General features: G+C 54.2%; 21 protein-coding genes and 1 tRNA gene. All 22 read right to left on the reverse strand.

Translation table 11 applies throughout. The features are described 5' to 3' along the window. Positions 1-68 precede the first annotated feature (68 nt). Entirely contained in the window at positions 69-2,024 is a 1,956-nt protein-coding gene (gene nuoL, locus F822_RS02945) for an NADH-quinone oxidoreductase subunit L (RefSeq protein ID WP_082204590.1), read from the reverse strand. Between the two features lie 60 nt (positions 2,025-2,084). Further along, a complete protein-coding gene (gene nuoK / locus F822_RS02950) occupies positions 2,085-2,390 on the reverse strand; it encodes an NADH-quinone oxidoreductase subunit NuoK (protein ID WP_025042016.1) in 306 nt (101 codons plus the stop codon). Between the two features lie 50 nt (positions 2,391-2,440). Continuing rightward, positions 2,441-3,046 carry an NADH-quinone oxidoreductase subunit J gene (locus F822_RS02955; RefSeq protein ID WP_025042017.1) on the reverse strand — a complete coding sequence of 202 codons (606 nt, stop codon included), beginning with the start codon at positions 3,044-3,046 and terminating at the stop codon, positions 2,441-2,443. Between the two features lie 165 nt (positions 3,047-3,211). Then, positions 3,212-3,700 (reverse strand): NADH-quinone oxidoreductase subunit NuoI, encoded by a 489-nt coding sequence (gene nuoI, locus F822_RS02965; protein WP_025042019.1) that lies wholly within the window; start codon positions 3,698-3,700, stop codon positions 3,212-3,214. A gap of 14 nt (positions 3,701-3,714) precedes the next feature. Then, on the reverse strand, positions 3,715-4,815 hold the full coding sequence (nuoH, locus tag F822_RS02970; protein ID WP_025042020.1) for an NADH-quinone oxidoreductase subunit NuoH: 1,101 nt from the start codon (positions 4,813-4,815) through the stop codon (positions 3,715-3,717). A 22-nt stretch (positions 4,816-4,837) separates the two neighbouring features. After that, positions 4,838-7,273, reverse strand: coding sequence for an NADH-quinone oxidoreductase subunit NuoG (gene nuoG, locus F822_RS02975; RefSeq protein WP_025042021.1), 2,436 nt, complete (start codon positions 7,271-7,273; stop codon positions 4,838-4,840). Positions 7,274-7,355: 82 nt separating this feature from the next. Continuing rightward, positions 7,356-8,633, reverse strand: coding sequence for an NADH-quinone oxidoreductase subunit NuoF (gene nuoF, locus F822_RS02980; protein WP_025042022.1), 1,278 nt, complete (start codon positions 8,631-8,633; stop codon positions 7,356-7,358). Next, positions 8,630-9,106: an NADH-quinone oxidoreductase subunit NuoE gene (nuoE, locus tag F822_RS02985; RefSeq protein WP_025042023.1), complete on the reverse strand. Its 477-nt coding sequence runs from the start codon at positions 9,104-9,106 to the stop codon at positions 8,630-8,632. The genes nuoF and nuoE overlap by 4 nt, the downstream gene beginning before the upstream one ends. Before the next feature lie 28 nt (positions 9,107-9,134). Beyond that, positions 9,135-10,388 (reverse strand): NADH-quinone oxidoreductase subunit D, encoded by a 1,254-nt coding sequence (locus F822_RS02990; RefSeq protein ID WP_025042024.1) that lies wholly within the window; start codon positions 10,386-10,388, stop codon positions 9,135-9,137. Between the two features lie 3 nt (positions 10,389-10,391). Continuing rightward, positions 10,392-11,009, reverse strand: a complete 618-nt coding sequence (locus F822_RS02995; protein ID WP_025042025.1) for an NADH-quinone oxidoreductase subunit C — start codon at positions 11,007-11,009, stop codon at positions 10,392-10,394. A gap of 7 nt (positions 11,010-11,016) precedes the next feature. Beyond that, a complete protein-coding gene (locus F822_RS03000; protein WP_025042026.1) occupies positions 11,017-11,496 on the reverse strand; it encodes a NuoB/complex I 20 kDa subunit family protein in 480 nt (159 codons plus the stop codon). Positions 11,497-11,499: 3 nt separating this feature from the next. Continuing rightward, positions 11,500-11,856 carry an NADH-quinone oxidoreductase subunit A gene (locus tag F822_RS03005; RefSeq protein WP_025042027.1) on the reverse strand — a complete coding sequence of 119 codons (357 nt, stop codon included), beginning with the start codon at positions 11,854-11,856 and terminating at the stop codon, positions 11,500-11,502. A 74-nt stretch (positions 11,857-11,930) separates the two neighbouring features. After that, positions 11,931-12,015: transfer RNA gene (locus F822_RS03010), tRNA-Leu, on the reverse strand. Between the two features lie 81 nt (positions 12,016-12,096). Further along, positions 12,097-12,450 (reverse strand): preprotein translocase subunit SecG, encoded by a 354-nt coding sequence (gene secG, locus F822_RS03015; RefSeq protein WP_025042028.1) that lies wholly within the window; start codon positions 12,448-12,450, stop codon positions 12,097-12,099. Between the two features lie 18 nt (positions 12,451-12,468). Further along, positions 12,469-13,224 (reverse strand): triose-phosphate isomerase, encoded by a 756-nt coding sequence (tpiA, locus tag F822_RS03020; protein WP_025042029.1) that lies wholly within the window; start codon positions 13,222-13,224, stop codon positions 12,469-12,471. A 233-nt stretch (positions 13,225-13,457) separates the two neighbouring features. Then, a complete protein-coding gene (gene pstB, locus F822_RS03025; RefSeq protein WP_025042030.1) occupies positions 13,458-14,267 on the reverse strand; it encodes a phosphate ABC transporter ATP-binding protein PstB in 810 nt (269 codons plus the stop codon). After that, entirely contained in the window at positions 14,261-15,187 is a 927-nt protein-coding gene (gene pstA, locus F822_RS03030; RefSeq protein WP_025042031.1) for a phosphate ABC transporter permease PstA, read from the reverse strand. The genes pstB and pstA overlap by 7 nt, the downstream gene beginning before the upstream one ends. A gap of 118 nt (positions 15,188-15,305) precedes the next feature. Next, positions 15,306-16,250, reverse strand: a complete 945-nt coding sequence (gene pstC, locus F822_RS03035; protein WP_025042032.1) for a phosphate ABC transporter permease subunit PstC — start codon at positions 16,248-16,250, stop codon at positions 15,306-15,308. A gap of 351 nt (positions 16,251-16,601) precedes the next feature. Next, positions 16,602-17,201 carry a NapC/NirT family cytochrome c gene (locus F822_RS03040; protein WP_053111332.1) on the reverse strand — a complete coding sequence of 200 codons (600 nt, stop codon included), beginning with the start codon at positions 17,199-17,201 and terminating at the stop codon, positions 16,602-16,604. Next, positions 17,201-17,908, reverse strand: a complete 708-nt coding sequence (gene cycA, locus F822_RS03045) for a cytochrome c-550 CycA (protein ID WP_025042259.1) — start codon at positions 17,906-17,908, stop codon at positions 17,201-17,203. The genes F822_RS03040 and cycA overlap by 1 nt, the downstream gene beginning before the upstream one ends. A 367-nt stretch (positions 17,909-18,275) precedes the next feature. After that, positions 18,276-19,313 carry a hydroxylamine oxidation protein HaoB gene (gene haoB / locus F822_RS03050; RefSeq protein ID WP_051536780.1) on the reverse strand — a complete coding sequence of 346 codons (1,038 nt, stop codon included), beginning with the start codon at positions 19,311-19,313 and terminating at the stop codon, positions 18,276-18,278. A gap of 33 nt (positions 19,314-19,346) precedes the next feature. Continuing rightward, a complete protein-coding gene (locus F822_RS03055) occupies positions 19,347-21,059 on the reverse strand; it encodes a multiheme c-type cytochrome (protein ID WP_025042261.1) in 1,713 nt (570 codons plus the stop codon). Between the last annotated feature and the right edge of the window lie 91 nt (positions 21,060-21,150).

Genomic DNA, 21,150 nt, shown 5'->3' on the forward strand with positions numbered 1-21,150 from the left:
TATTCCATTTTATCCATTAGCGCGCAGCGGATGAAGGGGCCGAAAACCCTCGATAATATTTTGTTATTTTATGACCCGGACAACCAGAAGCTCATCAATACAAATACGCCAACGATCATGGTGAATGCGTAATGGTAGATATAGCCGGACTGGAAGCGGCGTATCAGCACGGCGGTTCCGGCCACCACCCGTGCCGTGCCGTTGACGAAAAATCCGTCAATCACTTTTACATCGCCGAATTTCCATAGTCCCCTGCCGAGTCCGCGTGCACCGCCTGCAAAGAACCAGGAATAGAATTCGTCAATGAAATATTTACGCTCGAGCAGTATGGAAAACGGCCCGGCAGCTCTTTTTATTTTCTCCGGCAAATCGGTTCTCACTAGGTAGAAATACCATGCCGTCACGATTCCACCGACAGAAAGCCAGAATGGTATGGTCGTTAGGGCATGGGTCATCATTGCCAATATGCCATGATATTCCAGCGACATTTTGGCCATTGCCTCGTGCTGCGGCATGATTTGTATGGTGCTGCCAAAATAATTCCCGAACAGGATGGGACCGATGAGCCAGCCTGCTCCGATGGAAGGTATGGCAAGGACAATGAGCGGCAGCGTCACGACCCAGGGCGATTCACGCAGATGCTCTTCGGTGTGATGATCCATTCGCGGCTTGCCATGGAATGTCATGAAAAGCAGACGGAAGGTGTAAAACGCGGTGACGAATACCGTTGTTACCCCACAGAAATAGGCGAAGCCGGCACCAGGTATCGTGGTGAAGTGTAATGCTTCGATGATGGAATCCTTGGAGAAAAAGCCGGATAAACCAGGTACGCCTGCGCTTGCCAGCGCAGCGATGAACATGGTCCAGTACGTAACGGGCATATATTTCTTCAGGCCGCCCATTTTCCGCATGTCCTGCTCGTGATGCATGGCAATAATTACGGAACCCGCGCCCAAAAATAATACGGCCTTGAAAAAGGCATGGGTCATCAGGTGGAAAACGCCTGCCGTGTAAGCCGATGCGCCGAGCGCCATGGTCATGTAACCCAATTGTGATAGGGTCGAATACGCCACGACACGCTTGATGTCGGTCTGCACAATTGCCACTAACGCCATGAATAGCGTCGTGATGCCGCCAATCACCAGCATCACTGACAATGCTGTTTCAGTTAACTCAAATAGCGGCGACATGCGCGCCACCATGAAAATTCCTGCCGTCACCATCGTGGCGGCATGAATCAATGCGGAAATGGGTGTTGGACCTTCCATCGAATCCGGCAGCCACACATGTAACGGAAACTGTGCGGATTTACCCATTGCGCCGACGAAGAGCAGAATACAGATGGCGGACAACAATTCCCACGATGCGCCTGGAATAATCTCGATTGTCTGCGTCGTGGCCTGTGGAGCCTGGGCGAATACAGCCGCATAGTCCAGCGTGCCGAAATACATCAGTACCAGAGCAATGCCGAGAAGAAAGCCAAAATCCCCGACGCGATTAACCATGAAAGCTTTCAGGTTGGCATAAATTGCCGTTGGACGTGTATACCAGAACCCGATAAGCAGATAAGAGACGAGCCCCACCGCTTCCCATCCAAAGAAAAGCTGGAGAAAGTTGTTGGACATCACCAGCATCAGCATGGAGAACGTGAAGAGCGAGATGTAGCTGAAAAAACGCTGATAACCGGGATCCTCGTGCATATAGCCAATGGTATAAATATGCACCATCAAGGAAACAAAACTCACCACAACCATCATCGTGGCGGAGAGTTGATCGATCAGGAAGCCGATTTCAAAGCGCGTATCGCCGGATGTCGCCCAGGTATAAACGGCTCCGTCATAGATATTCCCTTTCAACACATCCAGAAAGATGGTGACGGACGCAGCGACGCAGACGAGCATCAGGGCAATTGTAATACGATGGCTCCAGGTTGGACCGATCAGGCGACCGAACAACCCGGCGATAAGAGCACCTGCCAGAGGCGCCAGGGGCGCCAATAGATATAATTTTTGCATCTCAGTCATGAAATTCAGTTTTTATTTTTTGAACCACTAAACACCTGAACCGGTTTCCCACTCGCAAAATTACCCTTTAAGTTTGTCCAGGTCGTCCACATTGATGGTGTGCAGACTACGGAACAGCACCACCAGAATCGCCAGGCCAATGGCGGATTCTGCCGCGGCCACCGTAAGGATGAAAAACACGAAAATCTGCCCTGCCGTGTCCTGGAGATAATACGAGAATGCGACAAAGTTCATGTTTACGGCCAGCAGCATCAGTTCGATCGCCATCAACAGGATGATTACATTTTTCCTGTTGAGGAAAATACCGACAATGCTGATGGCAAACAGGATCGCACCAAGAACCAGGTAATGGGATAACGAAACCAAACTGCGCCCCCTTTCAGGACAACGTCAAAACACAACCATGTAAATTAATTTTATTCTTTCTTTTCGGATGGCATCGACACCATACGGATCCGGTCTTCGCGCTTCACCGCTACCTGCTTCGCCACATCCATCGATTTGGTGCCGGTACGCTGCCTCAGCGTCAGTGCGATAGCGGCTACTATCGCCACCAGCAGAATGACAGCCGCCAGTTCGAACGCATAAACATATTCCGTGTAAATCAGGCGTCCCAGCTCTTTGGTATTACTATAATCCGCTGCGCGCGCCGGCGGAGCCGGCATTTGATCGGCACCGAACTGCTTGCCCATCAATACTGCGGCCATCTCGATCGCCATCACCAATGCGAGGAACGCCCCAAACGGAAACCATTTCCAGAATCCTTCGCGCAGGTAATCAAGATTGATATCCAGCATCATCACGACAAACAGGAACAGCACCATGACTGCACCGACATATACCAATACCAGCGTGATGGCGAGAAACTCCGCCTCCAGCAACAGCCATAACCCCGCGGAAGTAAAAAAAGCCAGCACCAATAGCAATGCGGAATGTACAGGGTTACGAGCGGTGATAACGCCGAGGGCGGATGCCACCAGTACCACCGAAAAAAAATAAAAAATTATATCCGGAAAACTCATATGGGCATTTCTGTCAATTCGAAGCTATAGAGCGAACTCGCGCAGGTTAACGAGACGAAGCCCCTCATTTTCATTTTCTCCAACGAGGGGTGTGAAATGAAGCGGACAATCCGCATCTCCAAAACATGGCTTATAAAAATGGCCCCGTGCATGTCACCACGAGATTTACCGGTAGCCCGCATCCGCTGCCCTATCCTTCGCTATCTGCTCCTCATACCGGTCCCCAACCGCCAGGAGCATCTGCTTGGTATAAATCAAATCTCCGCGTTTCTCTCCGTGGTACTCCAGGATACGGGTCTCGACAATGGAATCCACGGGACAGGATTCCTCGCAGAATCCACAAAATATGCATTTTGTCAGGTCGATGTCGTACCGCGTGGTTCGGCGCGTGCCGTCATCGCGCTGCTCGGATTCTATCGTAATCGCCAGTGCTGGACACACCGCCTCACATAGTTTGCAGGCGATACAGCGCTCTTCTCCATTTGGATATCGCCTGAGCGCATGCAAACCCCTGAACCTGGGAGACTGGGGTGTTTTCTCCTCCGGGAAGTGCACGGTGATTTTACGCGCGAACATATATCTCCCGGTTAGCATCATCCCCTTGAGCAGTTCGAACAACAGGAAGGTACGGAAAAAATCCTTGATACGATTCATGGCTTTCTCCTCTCTCAGTGGAACCACAAATTAAGGGGAAACGCATTCCGGATCGACGGCGGAAATTGCATCACCAAACCGATCACCAGTATCCAGACAAGCGTGATCGGAATGAACACTTTCCAGCCCAGGCGCATAATCTGATCATAGCGGTAGCGAGGAAACGTGGCGCGGAACCAGAGAAAACAAAACAATAAAGATCCTATTTTCAATATGAGCCATATGAAGCCGGGAATCAGCGTAAATGGCGCAATATTGACCGGCGGCAGCCAGCCACCCAAAAATATGATAGCGGCGAGGGTAGCCACCAGAATCATATTGGAGTATTCCGCCAGAAAAAATACGGTGAAAGCCATGCCGGAATACTCGACGTGGAACCCGGCTACAATTTCAGACTCACCCTCGGCCACATCGAAAGGTGCGCGATTGGTTTCCGCGACACCGGAAATAAAATACACCAGAAACATGGGAAACAAGGGAATGAAGTACCAATTAAGTAAACTGCCACCCTGCTGACCCATGACGATGTCCCCGAGATTCAGGCTCTGCGACATCATCAACACACAGACCAATGCAAAACCCATTGCCAGCTCATACGATACTACCTGCGCCGCGGAGCGCATCGCGCCGAGGAACGCATATTTGGAGTTGGATGCCCAACCCGCAATGATAACTCCATAAACGCCCATGGAAGTCATGGCCAGAATATAAAGCAACCCTGCATTGATGTCCGCCAACACCACTTCCGGAGAAAATGGCACTACCGCCCAGGCTGCCAATGCAGGTGCGAATGTCAACACCGGCGCGAGCACAAACAGAACCTTGTTTGCACCGCTGGGAATGATGATTTCCTTCATCACCGCCTTAACCGCGTCAGCAATGGGCTGTGCCCAGCCGCCCAGCCAGGGAATGCCAAAGAATGTCACCCGGTTGGGGCCGACACGCATCTGCATGAAGGCGATGATCTTGCGCTCGGCGAAAGTAAGGTAAGCGACGGCGAGCATCAATGGCAGCACGATGGCGAAAATCAACAGCACGTCCTTCGCCACGACGTACAAGGCTGGGCCCCACTCCGGACCGAAAAAATTCCCGAATAATTGTTGTGCGTATTCCATCAAATTACCCTGATTTCTTCCATCACAATTTTTCCACCACGATTTCGCCGAACATGCCGCCTAACGCTGCAGTCAGAGGATGAGCGGAAGCCAGGCGCACGCAATTGGCAGGCAATTTATCGTCCCGGGCTGCAGGCAGCTCGAGCTCGCCTTCTCCCTGTCTCAGCCTGACATTGTCTCCGTCTTGTATGCCAAGCCTGCCCATGAGATCACCCCGCATCCATGCCACCGGTGCGGCTGCGTCGCGCGTGCGCTGCAGCGACTCGGCACGCCGCACGATGGGATCGGCCTGGTATATCGGTACCTCTCCGATACGCTGTATTCCGCCGCCGGTCGATTCGCCTAGCGACCCAATGTCATACAGGGAAAAACTCTTCAGATGATTATCCAAACGAGTGCTGACGTCGCTTGAGCCAGGCAGGATCTCCGCACGCACTTGCTCGGGCGTTTCATAATCAAAACCATCGACCTCCAGCATATTGCCCAACACCCGCAAGATCTTCCAGGCTGGACGCGTTTCCCCGAGCGGCGCTACAACGCCATTAAAGCTTTGCACGCGGCCCTCGATATTGATGAACGTACCCGACGTTTCAGTGAACGGCGCGCCGGGAAGCAATACATCGGCATACTTCCCCTGAAGGATGGCATGGCTTTTGTATGCGGTTATCATCACAACTAGCTCCGCCGCTTCCAGTGTTTTCACCGCTTGCCGAGGGTCGTAGCTATCCAGCTCCGGTTCCAGGTTCATCAGGATATAAGCCCGGCACGGTTCGGCCTTGATGGCTGCAGGACCGCCAACGCTCATCCCCAGCATTTGCGAAGCATTCAGGTTTTCCATTCCCGATTGAGTGTCAACGGACCCTGCCGTCGCATCACTGGCCGGAATTGCGCCGGCAATATAAGCGCCGACACTGTTGGCGGCCTCGCCTAATACACCGAATCGCGCGTCGGTAATTTGCGCGAGATGCTGTGCCAGCGTATGAATATCCGTATATTGCGGATGATGTTGAGCCAGGTTGCCGAGGAATATTGACGCGGGCTTGTTATTGATGAGGCTTGCAGCCATCGCACGCGCGGTATCGCTGACGCTGATTGCCGCCAGCGCATTTTCTACCTCGACAGGAATTTTCTTTCCGGTCGACTCGGCGGCGGCTTTCAGGACCTGCGCCAGCATCGCTGCCATTGCAGCGGGCGCGACGATAGCGCGATTCGCTATGCTGGTAAACAGATTATCGTCCACCGGATTGATCAGATTCAATTGCGCGCCCTGCTTTACCGATTGGCGCAAACGCTGCGCGAGTAACGGGTGATCCTTGCGCAGGGTGCTTCCAATGATAAGCGCCGACTTCAGCTGGGAAACTTCCGCGATGCTCATCCCGAGCCAGGGAATCCCTTGCGAACGATCCGCACGAAAATCGGATTGGCGCAGACGGTGATCCACGTTTCCGCTACCCAGTCCTCTAGCCAGCTTCTGAAGCAGGTAGAGTTCCTCCAGCGTGCTGTAAGGAGAACCCAGCGCACCGATACTCTGCGCTCCATATTTTTCTTTTGCGGCTTTCAACCCATTGGCCGCGAATTCAAGCGCGGTTTGCCAGTCACATTCCTGCCAATGGTCGCCGCGCCTTATCATCGGCTTGCGTAGACGCTCTTCCGAGTTTAATCCCTCATAGGAGAAACGATCTTTATCCGATAGCCAACACTCGTTGATTGCCTCATTTTCACGCGGCAATACCCGCATCACACGGTTCTGTTTCACCTGGACCACCAGGTTGGAACCGAGGCCGCAGTGCGGACTCACGGATTTCCTGCGAGACAACTCCCAGGTGCGTGCGGAATAGCGGAAGGGCTTACTGACGAGCGCCCCTACCGGGCAAAGATCGATCATGTTGCCCGACAACTCCGAGTCCACCGTGCTTCCCACAAACGACAGGATCTCGGCGTGTTCGCCGCGGCCGGCCATGCCCAACTCCATGATGCCTGCAATTTCCTGGCCGAAGCGTACGCAACGGGTGCAATGGATACAGCGGGTCATATCGGTGGAAATCAGCGGACCCAGATTTTTATTCGCTACTACCCGCTTGGCCTCCGTGTAGCGTGACGAACTCGCGCCATAGCCCACCGCCAGGTCTTGCAATTGGCATTCACCGCCCTGATCGCAAATGGGGCAATCCAGCGGATGATTGATGAGCAGGAACTCCATCACGCCTTTTTGCGCTGTCACCGCCTGTCCGGAGTGGGTTGAAACCTTCATGCCTTCCATCGCAGGAGTCGCACAGGCGGGCAAGGGCTTGGGCGCTTTCTCCACTTGCACCAGGCACATGCGGCAATTGGCGGCAATGGAAAGCTTCTTGTGATAGCAGAAATGAGGAATATATATACCCAGCTGATTGGCGCCGTCCATGACGGTGCCATTCTTGGGCACGGATACCGGTTTACCGTCGATTTCGAAATTGATCATGGGATAAATACTCCGCTCGGCTTAACGAGTAGACGCAGAAAGATGAGCTCATTGCCTTCATCCATGCCATTCCCCAACCGGGCTATACCAGACATTTCTTGTGCTCGATATGGTAGGCAAACTCGTCGCGAAAATGCTGAATCATGGCTCGCACCGGCATGGCGGCGGCATCACCCAATGCGCAAATGGTGCGTCCCTGGATATTATCGGCAACATTATTGAGCAGATCGAGATCCTCCATCCGCCCCTTGCCGGTTTCGATACGATGCACAACACGATAGAGCCAGCCAGTGCCTTCCCGGCAAGGCGTGCATTGGCCGCAGGATTCTTCAAAATAGAAGTATGACAGCCGTTCCAGCGCCTTCACCATGCAGGTCGTGTCATCCATGATGATGACCGCACCCGAGCCCAGCATGGACCCTGCCTTGGCAATGGAGTCATAATCCATGTCCGTCTGCATCATGATATCGCCCGGCAACACCGGCATGGATGAGCCACCGGGAATACAACCCTTCAGCTTCCGCCCGCCCCGCATGCCGCCCGCCATCTCCAGCAATGTTGCAAATGGCGTACCCATAGGCACCTCGTAATTGCCCGGCTTGTTGACATGGCCGGAAACGGAGAAAATCTTGGTGCCGCCGTTGTTGGGCTTACCCAGCTGTAAAAACTTTTCGCCCCCGTTGCGAATAATCCAGGGCACCGAGGCAAATGTCTCGGTGTTGTTGATGGTGGTGGGTTTGCCATAGAGGCCGAAGCTTGCAGGAAATGGCGGCTTGAAGCGCGGCTGGCCTTTCTTGCCCTCCAAAGACTCCAGCAGCGCCGTTTCCTCGCCGCAGATATAAGCGCCGTAACCATGATGGTTGTATAACTGGAAACTGAAATCGGAACCGAGAATATTATTCCCCAGCAATCCTGCCTCTCGCGCTTCATCCACCGCCTCTTCCATGCGCTCGTAGGTGTCCCATATTTCGCCATGGATATAGTTGTAGCCGGTCTTGATGCCCATCGCATAGGCACCGATCATCATGCCTTCGATCAGGATGTGCGGGTTGTGACGCATGATGTCGCGGTCCTTGAAGGTGCCCGGTTCACCTTCATCCGAATTGCACACCAGGTACTTGTCGCCCTCGTACTGCTTGGGCATGAAGCTCCATTTCAGTCCGGTCGGAAAACCCGCACCGCCGCGGCCGCGCAAGGCCGATTTCTTGACTTCCTCGATGACTTTTTCAGGCGGTATCTTTTCCTTCAGAATTTTTCTCAGCGCGGCATAACCCTCGCGCTGCTCATAGCTCCGGAGTCGCCAGTTGTCAGGATCGGATGGATTCACCCCGGCCAGCAGTATCTGCGTAGTCTGGGTCATTTGCTCAACTCCTCCAGCAATTGATCGATCATATCGTCGGACATGAAACTGCACATGCGTTTGTTATTGACCAGCAGTACGGGCGCATCCCCGCACGCCCCCATACATTCGCCTTCTTTCAGCGTGAATTTTCCGTCGATACTCGTTTCATTGAAACCAATGCCCAGTTTTTTCTGGATATGCGCTACCGCTTCATTGGCACCGGACAGAGCGCAAGGAAGATTCGTGCAAATGGTGATCTTGCATTTTCCCAGCGGCTGCAAATTGTACATGTTGTAAAACGTCGCCACTTCATATACCGCAATCGGCGGCATTCCAAGATAACGGGCGACAAAATCCATCGTTTCGGTAGCAAGCCACCCTTTCTCATCCTGGGCGATGGCAAGCGCCGACATCACCGCCGACTGTTTTTGATCGGAGGGATACTTGGTAAGCTCGTGGTCGATTTTTTTTATGGACTCGGCGCTTAACATCTTGATAACTGTTTAACTGTCTGTGATGTCATCTGTCTATTTCGCCAAACACAATGTCCTGCGTCCCGATGATTGCTACAACGTCGGCGATCATATGCTCGCGCGCCATTTCATCCAGCGCTGCCAGATGGGCAAAGCCCGGTGCGCGGATTTTCAGGCGATAAGGCATATTGGCGCCATCCGAAACCAGATAAATACCGAATTCACCTTTAGGATGCTCGATCGCCGCGTAGGTTTCGCCCGGCGGCACGTGGAAGCCCTCGGTAAAAAGCTTGAAATGATGGATCAATTCTTCCATATTCTGTTTCATTTCAACGCGGGCGGGCGGCGCAACCTTATGGTTATCGGTTATTACCGGGCCCGGGTTCTTGCGCAGCCAATCGACACATTGCTTGATGATGCGGTTGGACTGGCGGAATTCCTCGATTCGGACCAGGTAGCGATCATAGCAATCACCGTTGACCCCTACCGGTATGTCAAAATCCATGCGGTCATAAACTTCATACGGCTGTTTTTTCCGCAAATCCCATTCCACACCAGAACCCCGCAGCATCGGACCGGTAAAGCCCAACGCTTTGGCACGCTCCGGCGAGACTACACCAATTCCAACGAGTCGCTGCTTCCAGATCCGGTTGTCGGTAAGCAAAGTTTCATACTCATCCACATAGGTAGGAAACCGGTTGGTAAAGTCTTCGATAAAATCCAGCAACGAACCGCTACGATTTTCATTGAGCACCCTGGTGCTTTTTTCGTCATGGATTTTCGATGCCTTGTACTGCGCCATGGATTCCGGAAGATCTCGATAGACGCCACCGGGACGGTAATAAGCCGCATGCAGCCTGGCCCCCGAAACCGCCTCGTAGCAATCCATCAGGTCTTCCCGGTCGCGGAAAGCATAGAGAAACACCGTCATCGCACCCACGTCCAGCGCATGGGCGCCCAGCCATAAAAGATGGTTGAGTATTCGGGTAATTTCATCGAACATCACGCGAATATATTGCGCACGCACGGGCACCTCGAGTTGAAGCAGCTTCTCGATAGCCATCACGTAGGCGTGTTCATTGCACATCATGGAGACGTAATCCAGTCGATCCATGTACGGCACCGATTGAATATAAGTCTTGTACTCAGCCAGCTTTTCGGTCGCGCGATGAAGAAGCCCGATATGCGGATCCGCCCGTTGAACGACTTCGCCGTCCAGCTCCAGCACCAGGCGCAGCACGCCATGCGCCGCGGGATGCTGGGGGCCGAAGTTCATGGTGTAGTTACGTATCTCAGCCATGCTTCACTCGCTCTCTCCGTAATGCTCTTCGCGGATGACTCGCGGTACTATCTGGCGCGGCTCTATGCTGACGGGCTGATAGATCACGCGTTGCTGGTCGGGGTCGTAGCGCATCTCGACATTTCCGCTCAGGGGAAAATCCTTGCGAAACGGACTGCCGATAAAACCGTAGTCGGTGAGAATACGCCGCAAATCCGGATGACCCGTGAAAACGATGCCGTACAGATCGAATGCCTCACGCTCAAACCAGTTTACCGATGGCCATATATTTATTACCGAATCCAATACCGGAAATTCATCGTCATCGGCGAATATCCTGATCCTCAATCTGTGGTTATGCCTGATGGAAAGCAAGTGATAGACGGCAGCAAACCGTTTATTCATTCGTTCGCTTGTGGAGCCAAATTCCGCACCATAGGTTGAATAATCCATGCCACACAGATCAATGAGCATTTCAAAATCCAGTTCGGGATGATCGCGCAGCGTTTCCATCGTCCACAACAAGTCCGCTTGACGCACCGAAATGGTGAGCTCGCCTAATCGCTCGCTGACGCTGACAAGTTTATCGGCCAACACATCCTTGAGGCGAAAAGAGAGCGTTTCCAAACGAGAGGACGACATATATGACTCAGCGCGCGATGGTATTGGTGCGGTGTATTTTATTCTGCAACTGAATAATGCCGTAGAGCAGGGCTTCCGCTGTCGGTGGGCAACCGGGAACATAAATATCGACCGGCACAATCCGGTCGCAACCGCGAACGACGGAGTAGGAGTAATGATAATAACCACCACCGTTGGCGCAGGAACCCATGGAGATTACCCAGCGGGGTTCCGCCATTTGGTCGTACACTTTACGCAGTGCAGGCGCCATTTTATTGCACAACGTGCCCGCAACGATCATTACGTCCGATTGACGGGGACTTGGGCGGAATACGATACCGAACCGGTCGAGATCGTAACGTGAGGCCCCGGCCTGCATCATTTCCACCGCACAGCACGCAAGGCCGAAGGTCATCGGCCACATCGATCCGGTACGCCCCCAATTGATAACCGAATCCAGGCTTGTGGTAACAAAACCCTTTTCCATCGCACCGTTGTTAGCGCTCATCATCTAATCCCATTCCAACGCACCCTTGTTCCATTCGTAAATAAAGCCAACAACAAGAATGCCGAGAAAAACCATCATTGCGATAAAACCGAATAGACCAATCTCATTCAATACCACTGCCCATGGAAACAGGAATGCGATCTCCAGATCGAACAGGATGAACAGGATGGCCACGAGATAATAACGCACGTCGAATTTCATGCGGGCGTCTTCAAAGGCTTCGAAGCCACATTCATAGGGAGACAGTTTCTCGCTGTCCGGACGATTGGGCGCAAACAACCAGCCAAGCGTCATCGCCAGAATGCCGACAACAAGGCCAATCAGAATAAATAGCAGAATGGGAAAGTAATTTTCAAGCATGTGTAATCAAAAGTTAGGACCGGAACAGGTAGCCTTCATATGCCTGGCCTGATTCTCAGCCTTATTACATCAGATGGTGCCGACGGCGAGACTCGAACTCGCACAGCTTTCGCCACCGCCCCCTCAAGACGGCGTGTCTACCAATTTCACCACGTCGGCAGCCTGCTTGAGCTCTAATCTAAAGCCTAACCTGATTAGAACCCAATTTCAGCCAATTGTTCAATTAGCTCATCATTAAAACTATTCCGGGATTTCGATCGCCTTGGATGGTACCCCTTCATCCAAAGGCTTTACCGGAGCCTCCTCCGCCGGCTTGACTGATTGAGTCGGGATCGCTTTATCCATGACCCCACCCGTTTCGGTCTTGTGGCTGGAAAGATAGGTAAGCCCGAGGCTGGTAATAAAAAAAACCGCTGCCAACACGCCGGTTGTCCTGCTGAGAAAATTTGCTGAACCGCTGGCGCCAAACAAACTTCCTGATGAGCCGCTGCCAAACGCAGCACCCATATCGGCACCCTTACCGTGTTGCAGCAGAACCAGCACGATTACGCTGACAGCCGACAAGAGGTGCAGTATCCAGATGATTGTTTCCAAAACCTACTCCAAAATGAGTTAATTTTTTGCCGCGTCGCAGATGGCGATGAATTCGTCGGCAACAAGCGATGCGCCGCCGATCAACCCACCATCGATGTCGGGCATGGCGAATAGCTCAGCGGCATTATTCGCCTTTGCGCTACCGCCATAAAGAATCTGTAGACCAATGGCCACTTCGGAATTATTGGCGGCAATTCTACCGCGAATAAACGCATGTACTTCCTGGGCCTGCTCCGGCGTAGCCGTTTTACCTGTACCGATGGCCCATACCGGCTCATAAGCCAGTACCGACTTGGCAAGCGCATCAATACCCACCAATTCGATTATTGCATCCAGTTGCTCCGCCACGACTTGCTCGGTAATGGCAGCTTCACGCTGATCAAGGGTTTCGCCAATGCATAAAACGGGTGTCAAGCCAACCGACTGAGCCGCCTGAAACTTGAGTGCCACGGTATGGTTATCCTCACCATACAAGGCACGCCGTTCCGAGTGACCCACGATTACGTAGCGGCAGCCGAAATCCATCAGCATAGCCGCTGAAACTTCACCTGTGTAAGCGCCCTTGTCATATTGGCTCACGTTCTGGGCGCCCCAGCGAACATGCGTCGCCTGCAATATCGATTGTGCCTGAGACAGATAAGGATAAGGCACACACACGGCCAAACTGGTCCCGTTCATCCCTTCGGTTCCAGCGATCACCGCATTCAGCAAATCCCGGTTCTGCGCCGTCCCACCATGCATTTTCCAGTTACCCACAACCAACTTTGAACGCATAGCCATAGGAACCCGCCTTTGAACTGGAAAGCTGCGAATGTTACCCGTGAATGCATACGGGGTCAATCACGAGGCGAACAATATCACAGGGTACAAAAGCAAGAAATTTGCGAAAACGGCACGGATGAGGCAGAAAGAATAAAATGAGGGCGCACCATGGCGGCTGTTCATAGGTGCGCGAGGCTGCAGTTATCGGTCATACGGCAAAAGCGACTGATAGACCCATTCCCGATCTATCCGAAACGTCCCGTAATGTAATCTTCCGTCTGCTTGTTTTTTGGTTTGATGAAAATCGTGTCAGTAACGTCGAACTCGATAAGCTCGCCCAAATACATATAAGCGGTGTAATCCGATACGCGTGCCGCCTGCTGCATATTGTGCGTCACGATAAGGATCGTAACCTTATCCTTCAGATCGGCAATGAGCTCTTCTATGTTGGCTGTGGCAATTGGGTCAAGTGCGGAGGTGGGCTCGTCGAATAGCAGGATTTCGGGATCCGTTGCAAGTGCCCGGGCAATACACAAGCGTTGCTGCTGGCCGCCCGAAAGGTTGTAGGCAAGCTGATTCAAACGATCTTTTACTTCGCCCCAAAGCGCGGCGCCGCGCAACGCTTCTTCAACCTTCTCGTCCAGTATGGCACGCTGCCGGACACCTCGCACACGCAAGCCATACGCAACATTCTCGTAGATGGATTTGGGAAACGGATTGGGTTTCTGAAATACCATGCTGATGCGCATCCGTACTTCAATCGGATCCACGCTACGTGAAAGAATATTGACGTTGTCCGGATGCAGAATAATATCGCCCACATAACGATTGCCGGGGTAGAGATCGTGCATACGGTTGAAACAGCGCAGAAAGGTGGATTTACCGCATCCCGATGGGCCGATCAATGCGGTTACCTGTTTTTCATGCAACACCATGTTAATGTTTTTAAGCGCAGAGAATGCGCCATAATAAAAACTCAGGTTTCTGACTTCAGACTTGTACCGAACAGGCGCGGCATCCAATCCGAGATGCTCGACCGCTGAATTTTCTACCATTTTAGGTTTTTGCGCATGCGATAGCGCAGATAGATGGCTATTGCATTCATGGCAAGGGTCATCACCACCAGTACCAGCCCCGCGGCTGCCGCATTGGCCTGAAACTCTTCTTCAGGCCGGGAGACCCAATTGAACATCTGGATGGGCATCACCGTGAACGGGGCCATCAGCCAATCGAAAGATAGAAAAGGGAATTCATCTTTAATGGGAGATGGCGGCAAAAATGCGATAAAAGTCAGCGCCCCAATGGTGATGATCGGCGCGGTTTCCCCAATTGCACGAGCCAGACCGATAATAACACCAGTTAAAATACCGGCAGCGGAATAAGGAAGCAAATGATCAGACACAGTCTGCCATTTGGTCGCCCCGAGAGCATAAGCGCCCTCCCGAATGACCAGTGGAATGGCGCGTATGGCCTCCCGCGTCGCCACGATGACTACCGGCAAGATCAATAACGCCAACGCGAGGCCAGCTGAAAGAATGCTTTGGCCAAACCCGAATTGATGTACAAACAGACTTAATGCCAGCAGCCCGTAAATAATGGACGGAACGCCGGCGAGGTTGGTAACGTTGATTTCGATGATCTCGGTAATAATATTTTTGGACGCATACTCTTCCAGATAAATTCCAGCGCCGATACCCATCGGCACGGCCGCCATCGCGGTCACCAGCATGACCAGAATGGTGCCGACCCAGGCGGAAAGTATACCCGCCGACCCGGGGCGGCGGGATGGGAAAGAAGTAAAAAAATCCCATGACAAACGCGGCATTCCCTCAATAAGCATATGAGCGAATAACGCCATGAATGTAAGTACCGCAATCATCAGTGCCAACACACCGACAATCATGAAAATCAAATCCCACAGCTTATGGCGTGCAATGATCGTGCGGATCTCGCTCAGATCTTTATCGCCTCTCATCCAGGGATTCCAGGAAAGAACGAAGCGTGCTCATCAGAAAGCCCAGAGACTGAACAGCCGGAAAGGTAGGGAAAAGTCATTTTGTCAGATAGCAATAGGATCAGCAATCGCGCTGATTTTAATACACTTCGCGATAACGCTTACGCAGAACATGCCCGATGATATTGAACGCCAATGTCAATAGCAGCAATGTAAGACCAGCGGCAAAAATAGTTTGATAGCCAATGCTGCCGTGAGGCAGGTCACCCAGGCTGACCTGTACGATGTAGGCGGTAATGGTAGCTGCGGGTTCCATTGGATTCCAGGTGAGATTGGGTTGCATGCCGGCAGCTATCGCCACCACCATCGTTTCACCCACAGCACGGGAGATACCAAGTATATAAGCAGCGGCTATACCCGAAAACGCGGCAGGCATCACCACCCTTATCGCCGTCTGGAACTTCGTGGCCCCCATCGCGTAGGAGCCTTCCCGCAAATGCATGGGCACGGAACGCATGGCATCTTCAGCCATGGAGCTTACATAGGGGATAATCATGATGCCCATCACCAATCCGGCGGAAAGAAGACTGAAACCAGGCAAATCCGGGAAAATCTTCTGTAGCAGGGGCGTTACGAATAGTAATGCGAAATAACCATACACGACCGTTGGAACACCGCCCAGCAACTCGAGAAATGGCTTGGCAACTTCACGCACGGCAAAAGGTGCAAATTCGGAAAGATATATGGCGGTGATAGTGCCCAGGGGTATGGCAACCAGGAGCGCCACGCCGGAACTTACCACCGTACCGGATATGAGCGGGAGGATGCCGTAATGTGCATCATCAAACAGTGGCGTCCATTGGGTATCGGTCAGAAATTCCCAAAGCGGGACGTGTTCAAAAAATACAAATGATTCCTTTACCAGCATCACCACGATGGCAACGGTAATCGCAACCGAAACAAATGCCATCAGAAACAGTAGCGCTTCAATAAAACGCTCGCCCAGATGACGGCGATAGCTATACCCGAGTCTTTTGGGATGGGTGATTTCGTCGGGAGGGTGTGCTGTCGCAGGCAACTGCATTTTAAAAGGGGCGGTCCTTGGGCAGGGCTACATATTACGATGGGTATATTACAGTTTCGTGACACATCGGAACAGTGCCAGAAGGAGTCGGCAATCCTTTCCACCCTTTCAACCTGAATCCGGTAGTGGATTGACCGCTCATTTTTCAGCTGTTTGTCAGCTCATTTGTCACTGAGCGTTATCACCATCCAGCCCGGAAATCCAATCGGGCTCTTTCATCGAATTCTGTCTGGGAAACCGGCACTATTGCTTGATGCAAGTAAAACCGCTGCTCCCTCGCGCGGACGCGGGAAACAGCGGTTCGGGTGAATGGATGAGGTGTGCCAGGTGCTGTAGCCGGAATGATCCGACTCACTCCTCCTCATCCTCCTCGTCATCATCCTTCTTTTCGGGTTTGAGGACCAGTTTGCCCTGTTTCTTGCTCTCGTTCAAGTCGGTCTCGGGGGCCTCCTTGTGCACCAGGTTCTGATGGCAGTCGATGCAGGTCGCCCCTTCGGTCTCCATCTTCTTGTGCGCAGCCTTGGCATCGGCACCGGGCGGTTGCGGATTCTTGTGGCATTCACGACAGGTGCGGCTGTCCCACTTCTTCAGGTTCATGCGCGCATCGTGCGCCATGATCAACCGGCGCTCGTTGAACTTCTCCAGGGTGGAGTAATCCTCGGCAAACTCCATGTACAGCTCGCGCGCCCCATCCACCACGTGGGTGGCCACCGCCAGGTGGAAGTTCTTGAAGCCCTGCGGGATATGGCAGTCCTTGCAGCCGGGGTTGGCCCCCAGCGCACCATAGTGCGAGGAGGTCTTGAGCTCCTCCGCGGGATAACTCATGGAATGGCAACTGGTGCAGAATTCGGTGGTGGAGACGGCGGCCTCGCCGCCGAATACCACCGCCACCATCACGATTCCCAGTACGGCACCTGTGAGCAGGGTGCCGCCTGCTTTCATTCCCGCCATCAGTCCTCCGAACCTTTCACACCCACTTTGGCCTTGGCCTGGAAGTCGTCATGGTACTTGAACTTCGGCTCGCCAGTGAAGGTGCCGTCCAGTTTGTAGTGCTCGTGCATGGCCTTGGTGTCCTTGACGTACTTGTCAAAGTCGAAGGTGTACTTCTTGTCCACCGCGGGGGTGAAGGGGGTGTAGGGCTTCTTGGCGCCCTTCCACGGGCTGCCTTCGTAGTTCATGTGGCAGGCGTTGCAGCTTTCTTCAAAGCTGAAGTCCTGTCCGGCATCGGCCAAGGTCTGGCGCGGGGCGGTCTTCTTCGATTTCTCGAAGGCAGCACCGGCCTTGCGGTGGGTGCCGCGATACTTGGAGCCGGGACCATGGCACGATTCGCAGCCCACGCCGGTGGTGAACTTGCTCGGGTCTTCGACGGTGTAGCCGCCTTCCTTGCCCCAACCGTCGACGTGACAGCCTACGCAGTCCTTGTCCTTGGTGTAGTCCTTGGTCGGGTCGAGCTTGGCCTTCTTCTTGGCCTCGGCTTTGGTGTTGGGCTTCAGGGAGTCCATGGCTTTGGCGTGCGCGGTGTCGCCCCACGATTCGGCCTGGCTCTTGTGACAGGAACTGCACTTCTTGCGGCCTTCATACGATTGCGCGGTAGCACTGCCTGCAACTACCGCCAGCATGGCGGCTGCGGCGAGGACTAATGTCATGCGATGGCTCATGGTTTCTCCTTTTTTTCTGGCGAGACAAAATTATCCGGGTGTTATTAAAACTTTTTTTATCCTGAATCCGACGCTTGCAGCGTGCCCCTGAAAGCGAAGCGCACGGGAAACGTAAAATCCTTTGTATTATAACGCTTAAGCGATAAATGCGCGGTCTACTACCGGATTCCGGATTTTGCCCATACTGTATCTCCGGTTTCTGTAAACGGGTAGCACCAGTACCATGACTCTTTCTGGTACCACTGGTACCGCCAGCCCGCCGCAGGCGGGTGGGCCGGGGCGGTGGTCTGGTGGGTCTTCGGGTCTGGGGTCTGCTCGCTTGTATCTGTCGCGGTGTCTGCGCTGTGTCTGCGTTATATCGCCGGAATCAGGTGCCTTCGGGGAGGTCGGCGCCGCTTGCGCCGTCGCCGGGGGCGGGGATCTTGTAGACCCAGTAGCCGCCTTGCTGGTAGATGAGCTGGAGGGCTTGCAGTTCCAGGGGCTGGGATTCGGTGAAGGGCAGCATCTGGGCGATGAGGCTCTCGCTGTTGGGGCCTTTGTGCAGGAAGTAGGCGCGCACCATTTTGTCGGAAATGGATTGCAGGGTGTAGGTGTCGAACTGGTTGCTCTGCATCCAGGTCTTGAGGTAGCCGATCAGGCCGTGCATGTTGCCTTCCATGGGGAAGTTCTTGTAGGTGATGTCAAACTGGGGGCGCATGAGCCCCAGTTTGTAGAGGTCGTTGACGTGGATGGCAATGTAGGCTTCGCGGTTGCCTGCCAGTTCGCGCAGCAGGGCGGCGCCGGTCTCGGGCGGGGCCAGGAGGGCGTCGGCGAAGCGCTGGAAGGTGGCGCGTTCCTGTTCGCCGGCGGGCGCGCCCCAGAATTCGCTCTCGTAGCGTTTGATGGCGTCGGTGCGCTCAAGCCACGGGGTGGGGACGATCAGGGGTTCGCCGATGCGGGTGGTGAACAGGGTGTCGCGTCCGGCCAGGAGGTTGACCTGGCGCGAGGTGTCCCACCAGGCGAGGATGAGCGCGTCCTTGGGCGCATGCTTGGCGATGGCAACAGACAGGGCGGCAAGTTCGCTGAGTTTGTTGTCGACGGTGACGAGCAGTTCGCTGGTGTGGTTTTCCCAGTCGAGCCGCACGGGTGGGTGGTCGCCCAGCCTGGCGGTGTGGGTGAGTGCCAGGGGCTGGTCGACGCCTTCGGCATAGACTTCGTATTGGGCCAGCTTGAGGGCGGGGTCGATGTCTGCCGGCAGGCCCAGTTGCGGAAACTGGTCGATGCCGCCTTCGGTGACGAGCTGGTAGCGATAGGGGGCGGGGCCGGGGTTGAACCAGAGCCAGCCAAACCAGAGGAGTAAAAGAATTCCTCCCGCCACCAGGAGGATGCCCAGTGAGGGGAGGAGTTTGGTGTTACGCCGCGCCACGGGGGCGCGGGTTGAAGTTGAGGTGCTCAAATGTTAGCGTTCGCTTTTTTCACGGCGGCGCCAGCCAGCCAGAGCCAGGGTGCCGGCCAGGAGCATGCCGCCGCCCAGGCCGCCCAGGGAGAGCTTGTCATCGGTGCTCTGGATGTCAAGCAGGCTGGAGCGTCGGCTGGATTCCATTTTGGCGACCCGTGCCTGCAAGGCGGCCATTTCGCGAATCTTGGTGTTTTCGTCCATGACTTCGACGTAGTCGCGGTTCATGGGTCCCCAGCCTTCGGTGTAGGTCCAGCCGCCCGGGTTGACGTGGGCTAAGCCTACGTGCAGTTTGGGCAGGTTGTTCTCACCCATTTCCAGGACTTTGAGCTCGATGGCGGCAGGGTTGTTGTCCTTGGACCAGTAGAGCTGGGTGAAGCCGGCAAACATTTCTTTGTCGGGTGCCAGGGGGGCGGGACGGTTGGTCTTCTGGCCGGTGAGCAGGCCATCCTTGTAGAGTTTCTCGGCTACGCCGTGGGCTTCCTTGAATTTGGCCAGGCCATGCAGGGTGCCTTTGTCCATGAATTCGAGGTAGGAGCGGGCGAAGCGTTCGGAGTGGCACTGGGTGCAGGTCTTGACCCAGGAGTCAAGCCGCTCTTCGGACCATTCGCTGGTGATGTTCTCGGCTATGCCGGGAACGGCGGGGTAGTTGGCCCAGCGTATCTTTCTGACGACGTTGTGGGCGTATTTGCCTTCATACTCGAAGTGGCAGCCGGCACAGGTGGGGGCGGTCTGTCCGCCTTTGGCGTAGGCGTCCTTCAGGGGGACTTCCCAGTTCCATTTGTCGCCCATGAGGGACACGATCTTGCCGTGCTTGCTCATGGAGTAGGCTTCCCAGTTGTTGTGGTCTACGCCGCTGTGGCAGGTGGCGCACGCTTCGGGCTGACGCGATTCGGCCGCGGAGAATTCGTGCCGGGTGTGGCACATGTCGCATTTGTTCTGGTTGGTGTGGCACATGCTGCAGCCTTCGGCAATCTCGCGCTGGGGCATGGCGGCAAATACGGCGACTTCGACGTTGGCTTTCCAGTCAAGGGCGTGCGAGGGGCGTCCCTGCGGCCATTGCTTGTTGGGCCAGATCAAGGTGTCGCGCTCGGATTCGCGTTCGGCAAATTCCTGCAGGTGGCAGGTGCCGCAGACGTCTGCGGTGGGCATGCGCAGGTCTTTCATGTGGTCGGCTTTGCCTTTGGCGTTGATGTCGACGTGGCAGTCGATGCAACCAACTTCCTTGAGCTTTTCGGTGGCGCCGAGCCGGTTCATGGAGCGAAGGTTCTTCTCGACGTCTTCCAGTTTGGCTTTCTTGTAGTAAATGGGGTCGTCAGGCTTTAAGTTGCGGATCTTGTCCAGGTTGGCGTGGGTGCTCTTTTTCCAGGCGTTGACCCAGACCGGCGATTCGTCGGTGTGGCATTTGACGCATTCGTCGCGCGCAGCCACTTCTTTCATGGAGGTGGGCGGCTTGTAGAAGGAGGCAGGGTCAAAGTACATGCTCATGGGAATGGGCTCCCAGTATTTGGCCAGGGTGCCACGGCCCGCACCTTGTGCCGGGTCTTTGTAGCGCTTGACCAGCGCCTGGTGCAATTCTTTCGGTGAGGCCGATTGCTGCAGGTTCAGCGCTTTGTACGTTTCTTTGGGGACGCTGGGAAAGTCCGCGTACGCAGACGCCGCCAATAAGGCGCCGCATGCGAGCGTGACCAGCTTCAGCCAAGGTTTGACAACCATTTTTCTCTCCTTACTCCGTGTTGATTTGTTGTGTCCGATATCCAGACTCGAAACCCGGATCGCCAGGCAATCAGGGCCTCTCCCTAGTCCG

The organism is Nitrosospira briensis C-128, from assembly GCF_000619905.2.
GTDB lineage: Bacteria > Pseudomonadota > Gammaproteobacteria > Burkholderiales > Nitrosomonadaceae > Nitrosospira > Nitrosospira briensis.

What these genes read in the sequence shown, in the direction of transcription:
- nuoL (WP_082204590.1), bottom strand. Translation starts at nt 2,024, where the DNA reads ATGACTGAGATGCAAAAATTATATCTATTGGCGCCCCTGGCGCCTCTG.
- F822_RS02955 (WP_025042017.1), bottom strand. Translation starts at nt 3,046, where the DNA reads ATGAGTTTTCCGGATATAATTTTTTATTTTTTTTCGGTGGTACTGGTG.
- nuoI (WP_025042019.1), bottom strand. Translation starts at nt 3,700, where the DNA reads ATGAATCGTATCAAGGATTTTTTCCGTACCTTCCTGTTGTTCGAACTG.
- nuoH (WP_025042020.1), bottom strand. Translation starts at nt 4,815, where the DNA reads ATGGAATACGCACAACAATTATTCGGGAATTTTTTCGGTCCGGAGTGG.
- nuoG (WP_025042021.1), bottom strand. Translation starts at nt 7,273, where the DNA reads ATGATCAATTTCGAAATCGACGGTAAACCGGTATCCGTGCCCAAGAAT.
- nuoF (WP_025042022.1), bottom strand. Translation starts at nt 8,633, where the DNA reads ATGACCCAGACTACGCAGATACTGCTGGCCGGGGTGAATCCATCCGAT.
- nuoE (WP_025042023.1), bottom strand. Translation starts at nt 9,106, where the DNA reads ATGTTAAGCGCCGAGTCCATAAAAAAAATCGACCACGAGCTTACCAAG.
- F822_RS02990 (WP_025042024.1), bottom strand. Translation starts at nt 10,388, where the DNA reads ATGGCTGAGATACGTAACTACACCATGAACTTCGGCCCCCAGCATCCC.
- F822_RS02995 (WP_025042025.1), bottom strand. Translation starts at nt 11,009, where the DNA reads ATGTCGTCCTCTCGTTTGGAAACGCTCTCTTTTCGCCTCAAGGATGTG.
- F822_RS03000 (WP_025042026.1), bottom strand. Translation starts at nt 11,496, where the DNA reads ATGAGCGCTAACAACGGTGCGATGGAAAAGGGTTTTGTTACCACAAGC.
- F822_RS03005 (WP_025042027.1), bottom strand. Translation starts at nt 11,856, where the DNA reads ATGCTTGAAAATTACTTTCCCATTCTGCTATTTATTCTGATTGGCCTT.
- tpiA (WP_025042029.1), bottom strand. Translation starts at nt 13,224, where the DNA reads ATGCGTTCAAAGTTGGTTGTGGGTAACTGGAAAATGCATGGTGGGACG.
- pstB (WP_025042030.1), bottom strand. Translation starts at nt 14,267, where the DNA reads ATGGTAGAAAATTCAGCGGTCGAGCATCTCGGATTGGATGCCGCGCCT.
- pstA (WP_025042031.1), bottom strand. Translation starts at nt 15,187, where the DNA reads ATGAGAGGCGATAAAGATCTGAGCGAGATCCGCACGATCATTGCACGC.
- pstC (WP_025042032.1), bottom strand. Translation starts at nt 16,250, where the DNA reads ATGCAGTTGCCTGCGACAGCACACCCTCCCGACGAAATCACCCATCCC.
- F822_RS03040 (WP_053111332.1), bottom strand. Translation starts at nt 17,201, where the DNA reads ATGGCGGGAATGAAAGCAGGCGGCACCCTGCTCACAGGTGCCGTACTG.
- cycA (WP_025042259.1), bottom strand. Translation starts at nt 17,908, where the DNA reads ATGAGCCATCGCATGACATTAGTCCTCGCCGCAGCCGCCATGCTGGCG.
- F822_RS03055 (WP_025042261.1), bottom strand. Translation starts at nt 21,059, where the DNA reads ATGGTTGTCAAACCTTGGCTGAAGCTGGTCACGCTCGCATGCGGCGCC.